Here is a 15,077-nt window from a genome sequence, read left to right as displayed (position 1 = left end):
TTAAGCGTCAATTCGCCCTCGTCCTGACGGCTGGCTTGGCGATGCCGCTCGCCGACGGCGGCCTGGGCGCAGTCCACTCTGGATCCGGCAACGGCCCGCCGCCCTCGCCGGTCGCTCCGATGAGTTGGCCGGGCACCTGATCAGTGACCAACGCCCAACCTTGCGTCGCGCAGAACAGCCCGAGCAGACAGCCCTTGACCGCCAGAATCTTCGGGCCATCGCGCCAGATCGAGACAGCATAGGTCTTGCCGTCCTCGGCGTTGTAGACCTCGCCGCTGTGGCGGCCGTCGGCGTTCAGCTTCAGGCCGAGCAGCATCTGGTGGCCGAGCAGCAGACGGCCGCGCCTGGCCGGATCGGGATTCAGCCGGTCGCGGAACGGCTGCCCCTTGGCATCCGCCACCTCCTTCATCCAGACGATGTAGCCGCAGACGCGGTCGGCCATCGCGCCACAGCGCTCGATGCGGACGCGGGCGCGGCCGTCCTCGGTCAACCATGTGCCGACCGGATCGCCGACGGGAGCGGCGTGACCACGGCCCTCCGCCATCGACAGCAGCAGACTGACGACGATGCGCAACCCGACGCGCAGAACGAATCTCAATGTCATGTCCAGGGACCTCATTGTCTCCATGGCCTCGAGCCACGCGCTCGTCCGATGCGGTGCCATCTGCCCGCGCGGCGCGATCGTTCGCACGGCCCGCTCACTGGAGCTGTGCGACCAGGGCCTCGGCGCCCTTGTCGATTCCGGCCTCGGCGGCCGCGAGCGCACCAACGCTGGCTTTGATGTCGTAGGGCGAGGGATATTGCTTGCTGACGAAGGCGCTGAGCAGTCGCCCGCTCGCGGCATCGAAAATCTCCGCCGCATAGAACACCGAGCCGGTCAGTAGTCCTTCTCCGTCGCGTGCACTCTGCACGCCGTTGTAGACGGCTCCGGCGAGATCGAAGCGGGAGGCGACGCCGAGCACCGGCGTGTTGGCGACGGCGCCGGTCAGGGTCAGCCGCAGGCGCAGGGTATTCGGCCCACGCTGATGGACGATCTGGAAGCGTGTCGAGAGACTTTCCAGGAAACGCTGCTGCATGTAGGCGGCAAGCGCAGCCTTGTCCCGATCGGACATGTCGCCGAACTGGTGATCCGCGCCGCGATAGATCACGACCGGATCGAGTGTCACCTTGTCGTAGCTGCGCCAGTCGGCGGCGGCCGCGTAGCGGTAAGGCACCCGGCCCGATGGATCGGATGTGTTGGGCGCCAGATAGCGCGCCGACGCCACTCCGGAATAGGCCACCGGCGTCACCGTGTTGCACCCCGCGCAGAGGCCCGCTGCGGCGATCGCAGCGAAGCCGGACATCCGAAATCGACTCCTCATCCCCTTCTCCACGACTGCGGCGCCGTTGCCAGCGCCTCACATGATCATCTCTATAAACCGACTAGACGGTTTGTAAATAGCAAATCGAATGAGAAGGAATGCGCGGTCGACACGGACTTCCGGCGGCATCGAGCGCCATCGGACGCAAGCCAGCCCGACTTCGCTCAGATTGAACCGTCCAAGGCTGGAGATGGCGCCGAGCTCGAGGGTGTCACCGCTCCCCGGTCGTCCCGGCCTGCCGGAATGCAGTCCATTGCTGGTCGTCGAGCAGGCGGGCAAACAGACGGTCCAGGTCCGGCTGCTCCAGCGGCGAGACGCGCAGCATCGTCATCAAGGCAAGCCCACGTGCCGCCGCCCATCGCAGAACTGCGAGATCGGCGTCATCGGCCTCGCCGCGGATCTCGGCTACTCTCTCGGCATCCTTGGCACGGGCATCGGCCAGCAATCCCGGCTCCTGGGCGAGCGCCCCGAGCATGGCCTGCGCCACCGAATATTGCTGTGCGATCAGCTCCCGCGAGATCGCGATCTGCGTCGCGAGCTCGGGCTGATCAGCCGCTTTGCCGGCTTCAGCCCTGTACCTGCTGGCGAATTCGTCGAAATGCAGGAATTGCTGTTCCAGCAGAGCCTTGAGCACCGCTTCCTTGTTGGGAAACTGGTGCATCAGGCCGCCCTTGCTCAGCCCGCTCTCGCGGGCGATGGCGTCGAGCGTCAGCCGCCCCGGACCATCGCGGGCGATGATGGTGAGGGCGGCGGTGAGCGCGGCCTTGCGCGACCGCTCGGAGCGTGAAGGGTTGTCCATCGAAGACTGCGAAGTGCCCGGACGGTGCACGAAGGTTGCGAGCAGATGATCCCCGAAGTCCGGGGCGGCTCGGTCATAGGGGCGAGCCGCCCTCCTCTGTCAAGAAGAGCTCCGGAAAAACCCGCCGCTTAGGAACCATTTGTACGCGACTGGATTTCCGGTATCGCCTTTGGCGGGTGGGGACGAAACGGGTTCAGACTGTGGCAATATTGTTGTCACATCTCATCTAGAACTCCTGCTTATCCCCAGAAGTCACTGGTCTTCAACTTGATTTCGTCAGCCGCTTTTGTTGCAATTGAGGCATCGGGGGACAGGTGTCATGACGTGGAAGGAAGAGCGTGATGCGCTGATCGCGCAGACCATGGCCTTCGTGCAGTCGGTCACCGGCAAGCCCGCCGACTTCGCCCAGTTCGAGCTGCCGACCGTTCCGGTCGGCACCCCCATCACACCGCAGCAGGCCGTGGCCGTTCGGCCAACGCATGCCGCTGTCGAGCACGTGATGGCCAACACCGTCGAAACCGAGGCAAGTCGCGGCGACAACGTACAGGTCGAAATCCCCGATGCGGTTGGGGAGCCTGCAAGGCCGAGAGCGCCCGACGCCATTGCGTCCGAGGCTTCGTTCGCCGCCCCGAGCCCGGGCCCTGCGGAGCGCTTCACCAGCATCGCCTCGCAGCTCGATCTCCAGCGCGACATGCAGGCGGAGATTCGCGCCCGCGTCGCACGCTTCCGGGCCCATCAGGAGCGCTTCAATCGGGAGCGTCAGGAATATTTCAGCGCGACACTCGCGCGCCTGAAAGCATCGGCCGGACGGAGCGCCCTCCCTGAGGACTAAAGGCGACCGCGCCAAGGATCTAAAATGGCCGAGGGTGCACAAACGTATCCGCAATCGACACGCCGGCTCACAGCCAGGCGCACAGCAGCGCCACATTGGCGACGAAGGCGAGCAGCAGCCCAAAGGCGAGCGTCAGCTGGATCCGCCCGCAGAAGATGTGGAGATCGGTTCCCATGGGCTTAACCATCTGGCGATTCTAGCCCCGGAGTCCCACGGATTCTTTTTTCAAAAATTTAGGACTCGTTTACGACTCGGCCGCCCGAAAAGGCCCCTTTCCTGCCTCAGGCGCGCCAGTGTCTCGCTGCACGTGCCGTTCATTCTCGGTTCATCCTTCGCTTCTCCGGAGCTGTTTGGAATGCCCTACGCGCTGTTTTGCAACGACGCCAAGTTGAGCAAGGCCTATCCGACCGAGGGAGACGTCTGGAGGCTGGCGCGGCAGAGTGGGCTGGTGGTGGACGTGATGATCAATGCGCGATCGACCGCGCATCTGCTGCTCGACAATGATTACGAGATCCGGCCCTGCGCCGCCGAGCCCGAGGAAGATCCCTGGCAGAACCGTGCCGAAGCCGAGCAGGAGTTCAACATCCCGTTCGCATCCTGAGCGGCTGCGGCGGGAAGCGCGCCTTGGATGATACCATTGGCTCTGTGTACGGCTGATCCCCGAGCCTCGGCGTGCCCAGACCGAAGCCGCCGGCAGAAGACATTCACGCATTCATGCCCGTCCGCTCCCGCGGACGACTTGCCTTGATCAAGGATTTTTCGACAGACAGACCCGCGATCAGCGGGCAGCCGGAGCTGCCCGCTGGAAGGTCGCCATGAAGCCCGTTCTCAGGGCGTCGCCGTCGCCAGCGATACCGTTTCGGCCGGAAGGGCGACACAGGCGCGCTTGCGGCTGACGCCGCGGATCGCGCCGGTCACCTTCAGCACCTTGCCCGACGGGCAGGACGCGGTTTGCACCAGCGCCACCTCGTAGGGGGCCAGCATCAACGGTTCGGACTTCAGGACGGTCTGGGCGGAGCACGGCAAAACAGCCGCCGACAACAACAGCACGGACACCAAGATACGCATGTGGGATGATCCATCAAACCGGCGGACTGATAATATCAACTGATGGCGAAAGTTTCACGAAGGTTTGAAAATTTTTTCGCACCGCGTGAGCGTCCTCGAAACCATCGCCGGCCACCCGCCGGACAGCAACACGCCCGCACCAGACGGCGCGGGCGTGTTGGAATTGAGGCGCGATACGCTCGACCCGGAAGCCGTCGGCCAGGGGCTCGCGACCTCGCTTAGTACTTGCTGGCGGCCGGCCCGCCCCAGCCGAAGCGGTAGTTCACGCCGACCTTGACCGTATGCTCGTCGCTGTTGAAGCGGCTGCCCACGACCGGAGCCGGTCCGCCCGTGAAGGTCGTATTGCCGAAATTGTAGTACTGGTATTCAGCCTTGGCCGACCAGTTCGGCGCGAACATGTATTCGAGGCCGGCGCCGACGGTGTAGCCGTCCTTGGTATTGCCGGACGTGGTGAAGCCCGTCGGCACGCCGGCGACGCTCACCCCGAGATTGTTGCCGTCCCGCCAGGCGTAACCGCCCTTGGCGTAGAGCAACGCCGGTCCCCAGGTGTAGCCGAGACGGCCGGTGACCGAGCCGAGCTGGTTGGCGCCGGTCGAGGTGACAACCGTCGCCCCCGGGAAGCCGAAATTGGTCGTGTTGCGGTCCATCCAGCTGTACTGGGCCTCGATGCCGAGCACCCAGTTCGGGGCAAACTGGTAGTCGAATCCGCCCTGCACGCCGCCGAGGAAGCGCCCGTTGTTGCCTTCCAGGCTGTTGTTGCCGGCGAAGGAACCGCCGAGGTGACCACCGAGATAGAAGCCGGTCCAGTTGTAGATCGCCTGAGGGGGCGTGTAGACCGGCGCCTTGGTGTAGGTGCGCGGAGGCATGTCGGCGGCGAAAGCCGGGGCAGCCAAGGTGGTCAAGGCCACTGCACTGATCAAAAACCGCTTCATGGGACGTCCCCGTTTTTCGTTTGCGACATCTATCGAACATCATGGCCGCATTTGGGTTGCCCGGTGGCGGTGACGCAGCTGTGATTGCTGCTGCGGTGTCACCAGAGGGCAACAAAGGCCTTTTGTTCCATAGGCTTCCCGAATATTTCGTGAAGCTGACGCCTCGCCCGACATTTGGTCGCCGCAAGGCGATAAAGCGTTCGGCCCGTCCCTGATTTGTGATCGGACGAACCGCTTGGCAAGGCGCTGCGACGACGTGGCAGGCCGTCGAAAACGCCGCGGCCTAACGCGTGAGGCCGGCCAGCTCCGGGAATGGCGTGTAGGTCGACCCGGCGCAGAGCTCGCCGGCATCCTCGACCAGGCGGTCGAACCGGCCGTCGACGAACACCGCCGCCCGCTCCTGCGCCGGACGGTAGCTGCCGTCGGACTCGCGCGCCGCATAGCGGAGACAGCTCACATAACGCAGCCGGCCACCGACCGTCCGTTGCACCGGCTCCGCCATGACGCCGTCGCGCACCCCGACCGGATTGTTCAGGTAGGTCCTCAGATAGGACAGTATCTCGCTGCGGTGGTTGGTCGGAAACGGCTGGCTGCCGACGCCACGATCACCGGTATAGGCGATGCCGCGATTGTCCTCGCTCATGAACGCGGCCGGACCGCCGCTCGCGCAGCCGGCCAACAGCAGCGCCAGCACGGTCGCCGGCCACCAGCTCGATCTCCCCATCCCCACGGCGCCCAACTCTTGCAAGCCAATCCCGCGGTCGTTCTAGCTCAAAGCCGACACCCGGGAAATCCGTCCCGGCTCACGCCTTCGTCAAGCCGCGACCGCCGGAGCACTCTGGCGCTCCGGCGGTCGACGATCAGATCTGGCTTGGCCAGGCCGTGGCCGGATCAGCCGCGGCGGGTCGCCGGCGTCACGCGCTTGAGGCTCACCTTGTTGTGATGGCTGAGATGCGCGACGTGGCGATGCTTGTGGCGGACAAGCGAGGCATGCGGCTTGGTCTTCGTCTTGCCGACGGTGGGCTTCATCTCGTTGGCCTTGTCGCCGGCCTGCATCGCGCCCGGCTTGGTGGCGTCGGTCTTGGCCGCATCGGTCTTGCTCACATCGGTCTTCGCGGTGCCAGTGGTCTGGCTGGACTTCGCGGACGTATCGGTTTTTGCAGGACCAGCGGCGAACGCGGGCGCAGCCAGGATCGACGCGGCGAGCAGCGCAACAGACATTGACTTCAGCATGGTCATCTCCGTGATGTGAAGATCTGGAGGCACCATCCAGTCCGGATAGGCTCGTGATCATGGAGACGACGATAGGGAACCGGCACTGAACCCACCCTGAAGTAAAGCGGTGTTTTCAGTTCATGGACATGAAGGGATAGTCATCGAGGTGACTGGTCTGTCATCATGTCGTCCGTATAATGCACCGATCGCGGCGCAAAATCCGCGCAAATGGCCGGGAATATTTCGCAGCTGCGGGAGTTCTTCTCCGTACGCAGTCACCTGTTGGATCGACAACTCGGGAGATACGAATGAAAAAGTCTGCGATCAGGATTGCCACGCTGGCTCTGTTCTCGATGGCCGTGGCCTCCGGGCCGCTGCTTCTGTCGAAGGCCTATGCCGCGGGCAGCGATACCCCGTCTGCGCCGCCGGCGTCGGATTCGGGCAAGAAGAAGAAGGACAAGAGCTCGAGCATCGAAGATCCGAAGTTCCTGGCGGCCTATCGCACGGCCTACACCTCGATCTATGATCGCGGCGACTACACCACCGCGATCCAGCAGCTCAAGGCGCTGAACCGCGAGGACGTCGCCGACGTCGCCAACCTGATCGGCTACTCCTACCGCAAGCTCGGCAACTACCAGGCCTCCAAGCAGTACTACGAGCAGGCCCTGGCGGATGATCCGAACCACGTGCGCACCTGGCAGTATTACGGCCTGTGGCAGCTCGAACAGGGCAACCGCGAGCAGGCCAAGTACCACCTCGACAAGGTCGCACAGCTCGCCGGCACCAACAGCCCCGAATATCGTTCGCTGGCCGACGCGCTGGAGAAACAGCCGGGCACCGGCCTCGTCTACTGACGGCGCGATCGGAGCAGCTCTGATCTCGACAGTGGCGCAACCCGAAAGGGTTGCGCCATTTTCGTTTGTCCCATGTCCCTCGTCCGCTATGGATAGGATGTCTCGCAGTTCATTTTCATCACGTCTTTTGGACAGGAGATTGCCTCGTGGAGCCCTGGCTTGGCGCAGCACTCGATTACATCAAGGATTGGCTGGCCTTTCAGGTCGCGGTCTCCGAGCAGCCCGGCTGCATCCTTGCGATCGCCCATCGCGGTGAGATCGTCCTGGAGGCGGCCTACGGCCACGCCAATCTCGACAGCGGCGAGAAGCTGACGCCGCGGCACCGCTTCCGCATCGCCTCGCACACCAAGGCGTTCACCGCCGCAGCCCTCATGCGCCTGCGCGAGCAGAAGCGGTTGAAGCTCGACGACACCGTCGGACAATACGTCAAGGATCTGCATCCGGACGTCGCCGCGGCCACGCTGAACCAGCTGCTGTCGCACACGGCGGGCCTGATCCGCGACGGCAAGGATTCCGGCCAGTTCACCGACGGCCGCTCCTATCTCGACAAGGATGAGCTGCTGGCCGAGCTGAAGCTGCCGCCGGCGATCGATCCCAACAGCCGCTTCAAATATTCCAACCACGGCTACGGCCTGCTCGGCCTGGTCATCGAGGCGATCACCGGCGAGCCCTACCCGACCTGGCTGCAGCGCGAGATCATGACGCCGCTGGCCTTGCGTGAAAGCGCGCCGGACATGACGCTGCTTGGCAAGGGCATCCCGTTCGCGCGCGGCCATTCGCGCACCGTCCCCGTGGGCCGCCGTGTCGTGATTCCCGGCGACAATCCGACCAACGCGATCATGGCCGCCGCCGGTGTGGTCGCGACGGCAGCCGACACCGCCCGCTTCTTCGCCCAGCTCGCCCCGAACGCGAAGAAGAGCCTGCTGTCGGTCGCGAGCCGGCGCGAGATGATCCGGCGGCAATGGCGCGTGCCCCAGGACGTCGAAGAGGCCTATTACGGCCTGGCGCTCATGAGCGGGACGACCGCCGGCTTCGACTGGTTCGGCCATGGCGGCGGCTTTCAGGGCTACATCTCACGCACCTCGGTCATTCCCGCGCGCGACATCACGATCACCGTGCTGACCAATGCCGTCGACGGCTGGGCGCCCGGCTGGGCCAATGGCGTCAAGTTCATCCTGCAGGCCTTCGCCACCCATGGCGCACCGTCGCGCAGGACGCGCGATTGGACCGGCCGCTGGTGGACGCTGTGGGGCGCCGTCGATCTCGTCCCGTTCGGCGAGAGGGTCATGGTCGCCAATCCGGTGTTCATCAACCCGTTCCTCGATGCCGCCCGCATCGAGGTGACCGGACGCGATACCGGGCGCATCGTGCACGCGGCCGGCTATGCCAGCCATGGCGAGGCGGTCAGGCGAGTCCGCACCAAGTCCGGCGTCAGCGAGATCTGGCTCGCGGGCGCACGGGTGCGGCCCGAACGCGTGGTGAAGGCCGAGATGGAGCGGAAATATCCGAAAGGGCGCCGGAAGAAGGACGCGTAGGCGCAAACATGGTGCGTAGCCCGGGTGAGCGCAGCGATACGCGGGTTCTCGCACCCAGCTCGTGTGAACCCGGATATTGCTGCGCTCATCCGGGCTACTTGCTTAGCCTACTTCATCAGCGCCTCGGCCTCGCCGCGGAAGGCTTTGCGCGCGTCGTCGCGGGAATAGAACATGTGCCCGCCGGGATAGACCACGAGCTTGACTCGCGGCGGCCGCGCGAAGGCGGGCAGCTGGTCGAGCAGGATCTTCGAGCCGTAATACGGCGTGGCGAGATCGAACAGGCCGTGGCCGACCAGCAGCTTGAGATTGGGATCGAGCGCGAGGATCTGCCGGAGCTCGGCGGTGGACTCCGGCGGGCTGGTGCCGCGGCCGAAATCCCATGACCGGTTCACGGCTCCGCTCAGCAGCTCATAGGAGCCCTCGGGGCGCCAGTTCAGCTTGCGCGTCGTCAGCTCGACCGCCGCACTGGTCAGCGGCGCAGTGAGTACGTCACCCGATGGATCGGAGCTGCGCGACCGACTCGAATCCGGATAGGGATCGATGCCGAGCACCGAGCCGTCATAGCGGCCGGTGATGCGGCCGTTCTTGCGGTCGAACTCGCGGCGAAACTCCGAGACGTCGAAGCGCCCGGCCAGCCTGCGGCTGACCGCCTGGTCGATGCCGGTCAGGCTCGCGACCTTGTCGGCGAGCCGATTGGTTGCTTCCACATCGGCCTCGCCCTTGACGAGGTCGAGCAGGAACTCGCCGCTGGCGTAACGCTCGACGTCGGCAAGATCGGCGCGGGTCACCGGCCCCTTCAACTGCTTGGCGACGGCGGCATAGCTCGGCAGGCTCGCGACATATTGCATCAGGCTCGAGCCGGAATAGTCGCGAAAATCCATCAGCGGCGACAGCAGGATCAGGCCGCTGATGCCGATGCCCTGGTCATGCTGCAGGTTGTTGACGATCTTCGGACCGCGAATGCCGCCATAGCTCTCAGCCGTGATGAACTTGGGCGATGCGAGACGGTCGTGCTTCTCCAGCCAGCGACGCACCACGAGCGACAGCGAACGCACGTCGCCATCGACCGAGAAGAACCGTTTGCGCACCTCGTCGCCGGTCGCGACGAAACGGCTGTAGCCGGTCCCGACGGGATCGATGAACACGAGATCGGTAAAGTCGAGCCAGGTGTCTGCATTCGGCATCAGCTCCGGCTTCGACGAGGGCGTCACGCTGGCCGCATCGATACCGATCCGCCACGGACCGGCATTGCCGAGCTGCAGATAGGCGGATGAGGCGCCAGGGCCGCCGTTGAAGAAGAAGGTCACCGGGCGGCTGGCGCGATCGGCGCCATCGAGCTGATAGGAGGTGTAGGCGATGTCGGCCTGCGGCTCGCTCTTGTCGTCGAACAGGCGGATCGAACCGGCAGTCGCCGTGAACGACAGCGTGCGGCCGGGCAGTTCGAGCTTTTGCGTCGTGGTGGAGTCCGGCGGCAGCTTGTGCTGCTCGGCGGTCGATGCTGAGCCGGGCGGGCTCGCGGCGCGATTTCCAGCCGAGCCGGTGCGATGTGACCCCGGCGCCGCGGCGTCCTGCGCCGCCGGTGGCGCGTCCTCGGCGTGCAAGGCCGGCCCGGCGAGCACTGCCGTCAAGGCCAACGCCATCAGTCCCGGCCACGCGACGGACGATCTCAAACCTGCCATCAGCTCACTCCCTCGACCAGGCGATTGGCGTAACTCGCCATTTCTGCAAGCGCATGAACCGCGGCTTGGGAGCAAGCTCAAGCAACTCTTCCGTGATCCAGGTCACATCAGCACCCGTGCCTGGTCCCCTCAGGTGTGTTATGGGCTCGAACCTCTCCAGCGCTTCCGACGTCCCATCACCGGGACACCCAGGTTTGGGACAAGAGGCGCGCCGCCGATCGCGATCACGGAGTTCATCATGAAGTTGCCGACGCTCATCATCGCAGCCCTCACCGGGCTCGCCGGACCGGTCGTGATTGGACCGCCGGCGGCCTGGGCCGGCCCGCCGGCGGCGCTGGTCGAGGACGTCCAGGGGGATGTGGCCGGCGCCGAGCTGATGGACTATGTGGCGCCCGGCCAGGTGATCAAGCTTGGCCCGGATGGCGCCGTGGTGATGAGCTACCTCAAATCGTGCCGGCGCGAGACGGTCAACGGCGCCGGCAGCGTCACCGTCGGCCCCGGCGAAAGCACGGTCGACGGCGCGACGCTCAAGAGCGACATTGTCAATTGCGACGCCAGCCACGCACAGGCCACCTCGCGCGAGACCAGCGAGGTCGCGGCCACGATCGTGCGCAGCGTCGGGCCGGACAGCGCACCGGTGGCCCAGGCGATCATCTACAGCGCGTCGCCCATCTTCGAGGCCAAGGGCCGCGGCACGCTGGTCGTCGAGCGCCTCGACCAGCCCGGCGAGCGCCAGCAGGTCGAGCTCTCGGGCCGGCAATACAAGGGACGATTCTACGATTTCGCCGGCACCAGCCACCCGCTCACGCCCGGCGGGACCTATGTTGCGAGCTTCAGCAACGCGCGGATCGTGTTCAAGGTCGACGCACAGGCCAAGGCGGGACCTGGACCCGCGGTCGGGCGATTGATCCGGTTCAACTGAGACCGAAGGCTTTTATCGGTGGCGGTCGGACGCCGGACGCGCGACGCCATTGCCGTCATCGCCATCGCGCTGGCGTGCGCGGGCCTGTTCGTGTCGCCAGTCTTCGAGCGCGGCCGTGGCCTGTCGCTGGATGCGCTGACATGGCTGCGCTTCGAGACCTTCGGCAACCGTCACGATGCGGCGGCGAGTCCGGCGGTGGTGATCGCGGTCGACGAGGAGAGCTACCAGGCGCCCCCCTTCAAGGGTGCACCGCTGTTGACATGGACCGGCGAGATCGGCCGCGTGATGACGGCCGTGCTCGATGGCGGCGCCAAGGTGGTCGGCTTCGACATCGTGTTCCAGACGTCGATCGAGCAGTCGGAGATTCCGCTCGGCGACAGCACCCTCGGCGAGAAGACGCGCGGCTTCGATCGCGACTTCCTGCGCGCGCTCGCTGCCGCGGCCGCCGGCGGCAAGGTGGTGCTGGGCGAGATCTTTGCCGAGCCGCCGATCCTGCCCGCGCCCGGCCAGCGCATCGCGGTGCGCCAGCAGCAGAATCTTCGTCCGCTCAACACCTATACTGACAGCGACGATGTCGTCCGCCGCCATCCGCTGACGCTGTCGGTCGACGGCAAGGCAGTCCCGAGCATGGCGCTGGAACTGGCGGGGCGCGCAACCGGCACCGCGCCGCTCATTGCCGCTGACGGCGTCACACTCGGTGCGTACAAGGTGCCCGGCAGCGTGCCGAGCACCATGACCCTGAATTTTGCCGGCGGGGCCCAGGACATTCCGACCTATTCGTTCGCCGACTTGCGCGCCTGCGCGCTGAAAGGCGACAAGGACTATTTCCGCCGCGAGTTCGCCGGCAAGGTCGTCCTGCTCGGCACCGTCGGGATCGAGGATCGGCGGCTCACCTCGAAGCGCTTTGCAACCCGTGCCGAGGGCGCGCGGCGGCCGCGCTGCGTGCTGGACGAGCGCAGGATCGCCGAGACGTTCGCCCGCAGCACCATTGCCGGCGTCTACATCCACGCCACGGCGGTGAACAATCTGGTGCGGCAGGACGCGGCAACCGAACTCGGACGCCCTGCGATCTACGCCATCGCCGCAACCATCGCGCTGCTTGCCGCGCTGCTCGCCCGACTGCTGCGGCCCGCCTCCGCAGCGGCCATCCTGGCCGTGGCCGCCCTGCTCTACACCGTGCTCGCAACCGCTCTCTTCGACCATGCCTACGCGCTGCCCCTGGCGGAGCCGCTCGCAGCGGGCGTGCTCGCGCTGGCAGCGACCACCGGCTATCGCTTCATGGTCACCGACAAGGACCGCAGGCTGCTGCAGAAGAGCTTTGCCTATTACCTCGCACCGCACGAGATCGACCGCATGCTCGCTTCGCGCCGGCTGCCGCAACTCGGCGGCGAGACCCGCGAGGTCACCGTGTTCTTCTCCGACATCGAGGGCTTCTCGCGCCTCGCCGAGCAGATGACGCCGGAGCAGCTCATGGCCCTCACCAACGAATATCTCTCGGCCATGACCGACGTCATCGAAAGCCACGACGGCTATGTCGACAAATACATCGGCGACTCCGTGGTCGCCGTGTTCGGCGCTCCGCTCGACGATCCCGATCATGCGCGCAGCGCGGCCCGCGCGGCGCTCGACTGCAAGGCGAAGCTCGCCGAGCTCAACAATACGTCGACGGCGTTCCAGGGCATCAAGGTGGCACAGCGCATCGGCATCAACAGCGGCGCCGCGCTGGTCGGCAATTTCGGCTCGCAGCGCCGCTTCAACTATTCCGTGATGAGCGACGCCGTGAACGTCGCCTCGCGGCTCGAGGGCGCCAACAAGTTCTATGGCACCACGATCATCGCCTCCGAGAGCACGGTCGGGCTCGCCGGCACCGAGTTCGCCTGGCGCGAGCTCGACACCATCCGGGTCAAGGGTCGCGAGCAGTCGCTGAAGATCTACGAGCTGCATGGCCGCGCAGCCGAGCTCAGGCCGGAGGAACAGGTCCTCCTGACAGGCTATGCCACAGGCCTCGCGCATTGGCGCGCCCGCGAGCTGCCGCAAGCGGCCGACTGCTTCGCGCGGGGCGCACCGAGCGATCCTCCGAGCCGCTTCTTCGCCGAGCGGGCGAAAGCAACCCTGGGGACCGGCTCCTCGTCCTGGGATCCCGTGCGGAGCCTGCAGGAAAAATGACGCCCCGATGACTTCCGCGCGTACGCGTATGTCCTGGCCACATCAGCCTCACCGCGGCCCCATTGCCCCAGGATACCGGCCGCGATGGACAAGCACGGGCAAGGTCGGCTAGACGACACGGCGCCTGTTACTGGCCAACCGACCAGCGAGCCCTGCGACGCATGACCACGTCCAAGCGATATGAGCGGATCGCCTTCGTTGCGAGTCCGAGTGCCGAGGCCCAGGCCGCGCTGACGCAGCTCTCCGCGCTCTATGGCAACTCCGATCCGGACCTGGCGGACGTCGTGGTCGCGCTCGGCGGCGACGGCCTGATGCTGCAGACGCTGCACGACCACATGCGCTCGGGCAAGCCGATCTACGGCATGCATCGCGGCACGGTCGGCTTCCTGATGAACGAATTCAGCACGATCGATCTGCATGGACGGCTCGAAGCGGCACAGGAATCGGTGATTCATCCGCTGCTGATGCGGGCGACGGATGCTGCGGGCGTCGTTCACATCCACCACGCCATCAACGAGGTCTACCTGTTCCGCCAGACGGCACAGACCGCGCGGCTGCGCATCCTGATCGATGAGCGCGAGCGCATGCCGGAGCTGATCGCCGACGGCGTGCTCGTCGCGACGCCCGCGGGCTCCACCGCCTATAATCTCTCCGTGCAGGGCCCGATCCTGCCGATCAACGCCGCGCTGCTGGCGCTGACGCCGATCAGCGCGTTCCGGCCGCGGCGCTGGCGCGGCGCCCTGCTGCCGAACACCGCCTATGTGATCATCGAGGTGCTCGAAGGCGACAAGCGGCCGGTCGCGGCGGTGGCCGACCATGACGAGGTCCGCAACGTCCAGCGGGTCGAGGTGCTCTCCGACAAGACGATCTCGATGCGGATGCTGTTCGACGCCGGCCACAGCCTGGAAGAGCGGATCCTGAGCGAGCAGTTCGGCTACTGACATCTCGGTTGTCCGCGCCTTTTTGCACCTCAGCCGCCCCGCGCAACGCTTTGTTAACCCGCGGCTCCGTATGGTTAATGCGCGTTGACCACCTTCACCGGTGATCCCTCCGGGCCGGCCCAAATGTATCGCATCGACTTCAACAAGCTGCGCTTTCTCGTCTGCGACGACAACCCGCACATGCGCCGCATCCTGCGCACATTGCTGCATTCGTTCGGCGCCCGCGAGGTCAACGAGGCAGAGGACGGCGCGACCGCTCTCGAGATGTACACTCATTTCTCGCCTGATATCGTCATCACCGACTGGGCAATGCCGATCTTCGACGGCCTCGAGCTCGCGCAGATGATCCGGCAGCCGGAAGCCAAGGGCAATCCCTACGCGCCGATCATCATGCTGACAGGGCATTCGGAGAAGCGCCGGGTCACCGTCGCGCGCGACGCCGGCGTGACGGAATTCCTCGCCAAGCCGATCTCGGCCAAAGGCCTGTATCAGCGCATCCTCAACGTGGTCGCCAATCCGCGCCCCTTCATCAAGACAAAGACCTATTTCGGCCCGGACCGGCGCCGCAACACCAACACGGCCTATATCGGGCCCGAGCGCCGGATCGGCGGCGAGGCGGAGATTTTCCAGCAGCCGTCACTTCTGGATAAAGCGCGCTCCGCAGTTTAGGGGCGCGGCAGTGAGCCGGCGTTAACGCAATCCGGGGATCGGCGCCCAGCGCTCCAAGCTCCTCGGATATGAATCGGGGCGATGCGTCGAAGTGCGCTGGTCGG

Annotated in this window: 17 protein-coding genes; 8 read left to right on the top strand and 9 right to left on the bottom strand. The window is 65.7% G+C overall.

Annotated elements, in window-relative coordinates; all coding sequences use genetic code 11:
• Positions 1-7: 7 nt before the first annotated feature.
• The 3 genes from ACQR1X_RS16980 to ACQR1X_RS16970 form a co-directional block, all read right to left on the bottom strand.
• Positions 8-604: a DUF2147 domain-containing protein gene (locus ACQR1X_RS16980; RefSeq protein WP_315801027.1), complete on the bottom strand. Its 597-nt coding sequence runs from the start codon at positions 602-604 to the stop codon at positions 8-10.
• Between the two features lie 94 nt (positions 605-698).
• On the bottom strand, positions 699-1,361 hold the full coding sequence (locus tag ACQR1X_RS16975) for a DUF3313 domain-containing protein (protein WP_434899248.1): 663 nt from the start codon (positions 1,359-1,361) through the stop codon (positions 699-701).
• 211 nt (positions 1,362-1,572) lie between these two features.
• Positions 1,573-2,160, bottom strand: coding sequence for a TetR/AcrR family transcriptional regulator (locus tag ACQR1X_RS16970; RefSeq protein ID WP_316177033.1), 588 nt, complete (start codon positions 2,158-2,160; stop codon positions 1,573-1,575).
• 319 nt (positions 2,161-2,479) lie between these two features.
• On the opposite strand from ACQR1X_RS16970, the gene ACQR1X_RS16965 reads away from it, so the two are divergent.
• A complete protein-coding gene (locus ACQR1X_RS16965) occupies positions 2,480-2,992 on the top strand; it encodes a hypothetical protein (protein WP_434899247.1) in 513 nt (170 codons plus the stop codon).
• A 67-nt stretch (positions 2,993-3,059) separates the two neighbouring features.
• On the opposite strand, the gene ACQR1X_RS16960 is transcribed toward ACQR1X_RS16965, so the two are convergent.
• On the bottom strand, positions 3,060-3,167 hold the full coding sequence (locus ACQR1X_RS16960; RefSeq protein WP_041750859.1) for a hypothetical protein: 108 nt from the start codon (positions 3,165-3,167) through the stop codon (positions 3,060-3,062).
• Positions 3,168-3,347: 180 nt separating this feature from the next.
• Here ACQR1X_RS16960 and ACQR1X_RS16955 point away from each other — a divergent pair, with 180 nt between their 5' ends.
• Positions 3,348-3,593 (top strand): hypothetical protein, encoded by a 246-nt coding sequence (locus ACQR1X_RS16955; RefSeq protein WP_434899246.1) that lies wholly within the window; start codon positions 3,348-3,350, stop codon positions 3,591-3,593.
• Between the two features lie 227 nt (positions 3,594-3,820).
• Here ACQR1X_RS16955 and ACQR1X_RS16950 read toward each other — a convergent pair whose 3' ends face one another.
• The 4 genes from ACQR1X_RS16950 to ACQR1X_RS16935 all read right to left on the bottom strand — a co-directional run bounded on the left by ACQR1X_RS16950 (position 3,821) and on the right by ACQR1X_RS16935 (position 6,225).
• Entirely contained in the window at positions 3,821-4,060 is a 240-nt protein-coding gene (locus ACQR1X_RS16950) for a DUF6719 family protein (protein WP_315737532.1), read from the bottom strand.
• A gap of 218 nt (positions 4,061-4,278) precedes the next feature.
• On the bottom strand, positions 4,279-4,992 hold the full coding sequence (locus ACQR1X_RS16945; RefSeq protein ID WP_434899245.1) for an outer membrane protein: 714 nt from the start codon (positions 4,990-4,992) through the stop codon (positions 4,279-4,281).
• Between the two features lie 283 nt (positions 4,993-5,275).
• Complete coding sequence (locus tag ACQR1X_RS16940) at positions 5,276-5,722, bottom strand: hypothetical protein (protein ID WP_315801033.1); 447 nt, start codon at positions 5,720-5,722, stop codon at positions 5,276-5,278.
• A gap of 161 nt (positions 5,723-5,883) precedes the next feature.
• Positions 5,884-6,225 carry a hypothetical protein gene (locus ACQR1X_RS16935; protein WP_315801034.1) on the bottom strand — a complete coding sequence of 114 codons (342 nt, stop codon included), beginning with the start codon at positions 6,223-6,225 and terminating at the stop codon, positions 5,884-5,886.
• A 290-nt stretch (positions 6,226-6,515) separates the two neighbouring features.
• Here ACQR1X_RS16935 and ACQR1X_RS16930 point away from each other — a divergent pair, with 290 nt between their 5' ends.
• Positions 6,516-7,061, top strand: a complete 546-nt coding sequence (locus ACQR1X_RS16930; RefSeq protein ID WP_315801035.1) for a tetratricopeptide repeat protein — start codon at positions 6,516-6,518, stop codon at positions 7,059-7,061.
• A gap of 146 nt (positions 7,062-7,207) precedes the next feature.
• Positions 7,208-8,596, top strand: a complete 1,389-nt coding sequence (locus tag ACQR1X_RS16925; protein WP_434838373.1) for a serine hydrolase domain-containing protein — start codon at positions 7,208-7,210, stop codon at positions 8,594-8,596.
• Positions 8,597-8,703: 107 nt separating this feature from the next.
• Here ACQR1X_RS16925 and ACQR1X_RS16920 read toward each other — a convergent pair whose 3' ends face one another.
• Complete coding sequence (locus ACQR1X_RS16920) at positions 8,704-10,275, bottom strand: S10 family peptidase (protein WP_434899244.1); 1,572 nt, start codon at positions 10,273-10,275, stop codon at positions 8,704-8,706.
• 238 nt (positions 10,276-10,513) lie between these two features.
• Between ACQR1X_RS16920 and ACQR1X_RS16915 the strand changes: the two genes are divergently transcribed.
• The 4 genes from ACQR1X_RS16915 (at position 10,514) to ACQR1X_RS16900 (ending at position 14,973) form a co-directional block, all read left to right on the top strand.
• Positions 10,514-11,197, top strand: coding sequence for a hypothetical protein (locus tag ACQR1X_RS16915; protein ID WP_315801038.1), 684 nt, complete (start codon positions 10,514-10,516; stop codon positions 11,195-11,197).
• An 18-nt stretch (positions 11,198-11,215) separates the two neighbouring features.
• The gene (locus ACQR1X_RS16910) at positions 11,216-13,363 is read left to right on the top strand and encodes a CHASE2 domain-containing protein (protein WP_434899243.1); all 2,148 of its coding nucleotides are present in this window, start codon (positions 11,216-11,218) and stop codon (positions 13,361-13,363) included.
• Between the two features lie 161 nt (positions 13,364-13,524).
• The gene (locus tag ACQR1X_RS16905) at positions 13,525-14,304 is read left to right on the top strand and encodes an NAD kinase (protein ID WP_315714654.1); all 780 of its coding nucleotides are present in this window, start codon (positions 13,525-13,527) and stop codon (positions 14,302-14,304) included.
• Positions 14,305-14,427: 123 nt separating this feature from the next.
• Entirely contained in the window at positions 14,428-14,973 is a 546-nt protein-coding gene (locus tag ACQR1X_RS16900) for a response regulator (RefSeq protein ID WP_172107934.1), read from the top strand.
• Positions 14,974-15,077: the final 104 nt, after the last annotated feature.

Source organism: Bradyrhizobium sp. HKCCYLRH3073 (assembly GCF_051167995.1).
Taxonomy (GTDB): Bacteria; Pseudomonadota; Alphaproteobacteria; order Rhizobiales; family Xanthobacteraceae; genus Bradyrhizobium.
The sequence above is the reverse complement of the archived record's forward strand: the minus strand, read 5'-3'. Positions and strand labels throughout refer to the sequence as shown.